Annotated in this window: 4 protein-coding genes; all 4 read left to right on the forward strand. The window is 51.7% G+C overall.

The features are described from left to right. The first annotated feature begins 137 nt into the window (after nucleotides 1-137). The gene (locus tag H6F80_RS30030) at nucleotides 138-4,361 is read left to right on the forward strand and encodes a GAF domain-containing protein (RefSeq protein WP_190793730.1); all 4,224 of its coding nucleotides are present in this window, start codon (nucleotides 138-140) and stop codon (nucleotides 4,359-4,361) included. A gap of 206 nt (nucleotides 4,362-4,567) precedes the next feature. Then, on the forward strand, nucleotides 4,568-4,879 hold the full coding sequence (gene rbp, locus H6F80_RS22325; protein WP_190793731.1) for an RNA-binding regulator: 312 nt from the start codon (nucleotides 4,568-4,570) through the stop codon (nucleotides 4,877-4,879). A 119-nt stretch (nucleotides 4,880-4,998) separates the two neighbouring features. Next, complete coding sequence (rpsU, locus tag H6F80_RS22330; RefSeq protein ID WP_190793732.1) at nucleotides 4,999-5,187, forward strand: 30S ribosomal protein S21; 189 nt, start codon at nucleotides 4,999-5,001, stop codon at nucleotides 5,185-5,187. Nucleotides 5,188-5,241: 54 nt separating this feature from the next. Further along, a partial coding sequence (locus tag H6F80_RS22335) for a pentapeptide repeat-containing protein (RefSeq protein WP_190793733.1) occupies nucleotides 5,242-5,490 on the forward strand: 249 nt, incomplete at its 3' end.

The raw sequence follows: 5,490 nt of genomic DNA on the forward strand, positions 1-5,490 counted from the left end.
AAGTGTTTGAGTAAATCTGGGGAACCAGAAGCAGGAGTGCGACCGATGCTCTGCCTCAAAATCCGGTCTGGAATGCGATCGCTCCGCTACCGCACACGACTCCCGCTAACTCCCACCCCCTGCCCTCGTCGCTCTTTATGACCGATACCCTGCCGTCCACGCTTTCCACTCCTATTCCTGAAAATGAAACCGAGCGGCTGGCAGCCCTGCATCGCTACAAGATTCTTGATACGCCCCCCGAAGCCGCTTTCGATCGCATTACCCGCCTGGCAGCACGGCTATTTGAGATGCCGATCGCCCTCATTTCGCTGGTTGACGAGTCGAGAGCCTGGTTTAAGTCCTGCGTTGGCTTTGGCGCAAGTGAAGTGCCGCGAGATGCCACGTTTTGCAGCTTTGCCGTCTTAAACGATGAGCCGCTGATTATTCCCGATACGCAAAAAGACGCTCGCTTTGCCTGTAATCCCTTTGTGCAGAGTGAACCGGGGGTGCGGTTTTATGCAGGTGCGCCGCTGATCAGTCAGGATGGTTTCCAGTTGGGAACGCTTTGTTTGCTCGATGGCCAGCCCCACGAGCCGTTGACTGCAGAGCAAGAAGCGACTCTGGTAGATCTGGCAGCAATGGTGGTGGATGAACTGGAATTGCGACTGGCAGCGCAAAAAGTTGCTCAAGTGGACAACGCCCTGCTGGAGATTACGCAAGGACTTGCATCGGTGACGGGTGAAGCGTTTTTCGAGGCATTGGTGCAGCATTTTGCCAGGGTTCTCAACACTGATTATGTCTACATCGGTGTGATTGATGAGAATAGCGCTCATCAGTTGAAAACGATCGCCACCTGTGCCGGGGGACAAATTGTTGATAATCTCCAATACCCGCTGCAAGATACGCCTTGCTGGGAAGTGATTCGGCAGGGCAGAGTTTGCTGCTATCCGCACCATGTGCAGGCTCTCTTTCCCCAGGCGCCCTTGCTGAAGCTGCTCTCGGTCGAAAGCTATGCAGGGGTTCCCTTCTTCGACTCGAACGGTAATCCACTGGGATTGTTGAGCGTGATGGATGGCAAGCCGCTAGAGGACGTTCATCTGACGAAATCTCTGTTAACCGTTTTTGCCAATCGCATTGCCACCGAGCTAGAGCGTCAGCAGGCGGAGATAGACCTGCGCGAATCCGAGGAAAAATACCGCAGGCTGTTTGAGTCAATCGACGAAGGCTATCTTCTGGCAGATGTGATTTTCGACGAAAACGATCGCCCAATCGATGTTTTTTATCTTGAAGCAAATCCGGCTGTGCAGCGCCTCACCGGACTGGATTTCGTAGGAAAACGACTGCGCGAGCTTGACCCAGGGTACGAATCCCAATGGTGGGAAACCTATGGAAGAGTTGTCCAGACTGGTATTGGCGAACGCCACCAATTTTATACCGAGCCGCTGAAAGGCTGGTACGATTTCTACGTCTTCAAAGTAGAGGGGGCGCACCACCATCGAGTTGCGATCATTTTTAATAACACTACCGATCGCAAAATGTCCGACCAAGAGCAGGAGCGATTTTTTGCCGTCGCGTCTGATTTGCAGGTGATTACAAAAACAGACGGCTACTTTCAGTGGGTTAGCCCCAGCTTTGAGCGGATGCTGGGCTGGACGCAGGCGGAAATGACTTCTCGCCCCTGGACTGATTTTGTTCACCCCGACGATATCCGCCCCTCAGTTTCGGAAGCCGACGCCCTTTTCTCCGGCAGCGAAACCTTTGCCTTTGAGAACCGCTATCGACACAAAGACGGCTCTTATCGATGGTTGCTGTGGAGAGCGCAGCCCTATCCTGAAGAACAGGTTTTTTACGGGGCTGCTGTCGATATCACCGTCGCAAAGCACCTCGAACAGGATCGCAAACAGTCTGAAGCCGCCTTACGAGAAAGTGAGGAGCTAAAGGATCGCATTCTAGAGAGCAGTCAAGACTGCATCAAACTTCTAGCGTTAAACACCGAAATTTCCTATATCAGTCCGGGAGGGCTACGGCTACTGGAAATCGATGATTTCTGTTCGATTTTGCATACCCGTTGGCTGGAGCGATGGCAGGGCGAAGATCGGGAAAAGGCACAAGCGGCGATCGCTGCCGCCACAGAAGGAAATGTCGGACAATTTCAAGGCTATCTTCCGACTGTGAAAGGCACGCCCAAGTGGTGGGATAGCGTGATTACGCCAGTGCGAGATGCCGTCGGACAGGTTGTGCAGCTTGTCGTAATTTCGCGAGACATTACCGCCGTGAAGCAGCATGAAGCCGAGCGCCAAAAAGCTGAACAAGATCTGCGAGAAGCCCATGTGCAGCTCGAAGCAGCTTTAGTGGCAGGCGGCGTTTATACCTGGCGGTGGAATATTTCTGCCAATCGGATCGTTGTGAACTCGGCGTTTGCTGGTTTATTTAACGTAGATGTTGCGATCGCCACGGCAGAAGGATTGCCGATCGAGTTCTTTATCAATTCGATGCACGAGGAAGACCGTCCTCACGTTTCAGCGAAAATTCAACAGGCGATCGAAACAGGTGAAGTGTACACGGCAGAGTACCGGGTTCAAACTGCGGCTGGCGAAGAGCGATGGGTTAAGGCACGAGGTCAGGTCGAGTATGCCCCAGATGGCACGCCGATCGCCTTTCCGGGAGCACTGGCAGATATTACCGATCGCAAACAGGCAGAAGCGGCGATTCACGCGAGCAATGAACAGTTTAAACTGTTGGCAGAATCTGCCAGCAATTTGCTGATTGTTGAAGACCCGAAGGTTTATTTAGCGACATTGTTTGAAAAAATCGCAGCGCATTTGCAGCTTGAAGTTTACTTCAATTACTTTTTCCAGGAAGAGCAGCAGCAATTAGAATTGCATACCTATGGCGGAATTTCAGAAGACCTTGCTGCCGCCGCTCAATTTTTAGAGTTGGGTCAGGGAGTGTGTGGCAATGCAGTGCAGCGTCGCTGTCCGATCGTGGTTGAAAATGTCCTGGAAGCCACCGAACCGCTTGCCTTACCGCTTCAGTCGTTGGGCATCAGAGCCTATGCTAGTCATCCGCTCATCGTAGGCGATCGAGTGATGGGTACGCTGGGGCTGGGGACGTATCAGCGCGACCGCTTTACCCCCGACGAACTGGAGTTAATGCAGGCAGTGGCAGCTCAGGTGGCAGCAGCTTTAGAACGATCGCGCCTGCTCACCGAGCTACAGGTTCGCGCCGAAGCGTTAACTCAGGCAAACCGCATCAAAGACGAGTTTCTCGCTGTGCTGTCCCACGAGCTGCGATCGCCCCTGAACCCCATTCTGGGCTGGACTCGCCTGCTGCAAACCGGCAAACTCGCCCCTGCTCGCCAAGCTGAAGCCTTAAACACGATCGAACGCAATGCCAAACTGCAATCGCAGCTCATTGAAGACTTGCTCGACATTTCCCGCATTATGCAGGGCAAGTTATCTCTTACAGCGGCGCCGGTCAGTTTAGCGTTTGTGATTTCGTCGGCGATCGAAACGGTGCGGCTGGCAGCCGAAGCCAAAAACATCGACATCTTGCCTGACCTTGATTCGGCGATTGCTCCGGTTTCGGGCGATGCAGCCCGTTTACAGCAGGTGGTGTGGAACTTGCTGACGAATGCGGTTAAATTCACGCCAGCGGGCGGAAACGTGACTGTCGAATTGCGTCAGCTCGATCAGTTTGCGCAAATTCGAGTGATTGATAATGGCGTGGGCATTCGTCCATCCTTTCTGCCCCATGTGTTTGAGTATTTCCGACAGGAAGACGGCTCAACCACGCGCAAATTTGGCGGACTGGGGTTGGGGCTGGCGATCGTGCGGCAAATTGTCGAACTGCACGGCGGCACAGTGCAAGTTGAAAGTCCTGGAGAAGGGTTGGGAGCGACGTTTACCGTCAAACTGCCGCTGTTAAGGAGTGGGAGAGATGGGGAAACGGGGGAACGGGGAGCAACCCATTCCCTCACCGTCTTATCCCCTCATCCTCTCAGCGGATTGCGCGTCCTGGTGATTGATGACGAAATGGACTCGCGAGAATTTGTTGCGTTTGTTTTGAAACAGGCAGGAGCCAATGTCACGACTGCCTCGACTGCAACAGAAGGATTTTTGGCACTCACGCGATCCCCGCCGGACGTGCTGCTCAGCGATATTGGAATGCCGGAGATGAATGGCTATATGCTCATGCGGCAGATCCGGGCACTTGCACCCGCTTTAGGTGGACAAATTCCGGCGATCGCCCTGACCGCCTATGCCTCAGAAGGGGATCAGCAACAGGCACAACAGGTCGGATTTCAACGCCATATGGCAAAGCCGATCGAACCAGACCTTTTGATCAGCGGGATCACTGAATTGTTGAACGTTGAAGCATAATGAGCAGCTTTAACCGGCTAGGATTAAGACAGCACCATTGGGTCAGAAGTGGCAAGAATCGCGATCGTTCTGTCACCTCCCCTGTTCTCCACGATTTCTTATTCTGTGTTACCGTCTTAGGTAAGGCTTATTTTCGGGCGTGTAATTCGTTCCACCAGCGTTTCTCCGAATCTAATTCTCTACATTGATGGTTTTGGAGAATCTTTATGTCAATTTATGTGGGCAACCTATCCTACGAGGTCACGGAGGATGGTTTGAATCAGGTTTTTCAAGAATACGGAACGGTGAAACGAGTTCAACTTCCGACCGATCGCGAAACAGGTCGGCTCCGTGGATTTGCTTTTGTTGAAATGGGAACCGATGCAGAAGAAACTGCCGCGATCGAAGCACTTGACGGCGCAGAATGGATGGGACGCGATCTAAAAGTCAATAAAGCAAGACCCCGTGAAGAAAGAGGTTCTGGCGGCGGTGGCGGCGGCGGTTGGGGCAACCGGGGTAATTCTTCTCGACGCTACTAAATTCGGGAATTAAAATCATCGCTTTTTGAACGCTCAAGTCTAAGGCTGGTTGGTGGCTTTTTAGAAGCAAGCATTTTTCTTCACCAGCCTTAGTTGATCTAATTAAATAAGGAAATTGAATGACCCAAGTTATTCCTGGTGAGAATGAAGGAATTGAGTCAGCATTGCGTCGATTTAAGCGAGCAGTTTCCAGAGCAGGAATTTTTCCAGATATGAGGAAGCATCGCCATTTTGAAACCCCAATCGAAAAACGGAAGCGCAAAGAGCTTGCAAAGCATAAACAGCGCAAGAGAAAGTTTCGACCATAATTGGGAATTGAGTTTAAGGGCGATCTAATTCATTTATTCTGGAAATATTTGACTATGAATACTAAAGAACTTTGCAGCCGCTATTCAGCAGGACAACGAGATTTCAGAAACCTGAACCTGATGGCAGCAAATTTGAGAAACCTGAACCTGGCTGGCATTAATCTCAGCGGTGCCAATTTAACAAAGGCAAATCTCACCAAAACAAACTTGAGTCAGGCAAATCTCACGGGTGCAATCCTGACTGGGGCAAATTTAACTGAAACAAATTTGACAAGCGCAAATCTGGTGGATGCCAACTTAAGT

It is taken from the genome of Leptolyngbya sp. FACHB-711, from assembly GCF_014695615.1.
Taxonomy (GTDB): domain Bacteria; phylum Cyanobacteriota; class Cyanobacteriia; order Elainellales; family Elainellaceae; genus Leptolyngbya_A.

What these genes read in the sequence shown, in the direction of transcription:
- H6F80_RS30030 (WP_190793730.1), top strand. Translation starts at nt 138, where the DNA reads ATGACCGATACCCTGCCGTCCACGCTTTCCACTCCTATTCCTGAAAAT.
- rpsU (WP_190793732.1), top strand. Translation starts at nt 4,999, where the DNA reads ATGACCCAAGTTATTCCTGGTGAGAATGAAGGAATTGAGTCAGCATTG.
- rbp (WP_190793731.1), top strand. Translation starts at nt 4,568, where the DNA reads ATGTCAATTTATGTGGGCAACCTATCCTACGAGGTCACGGAGGATGGT.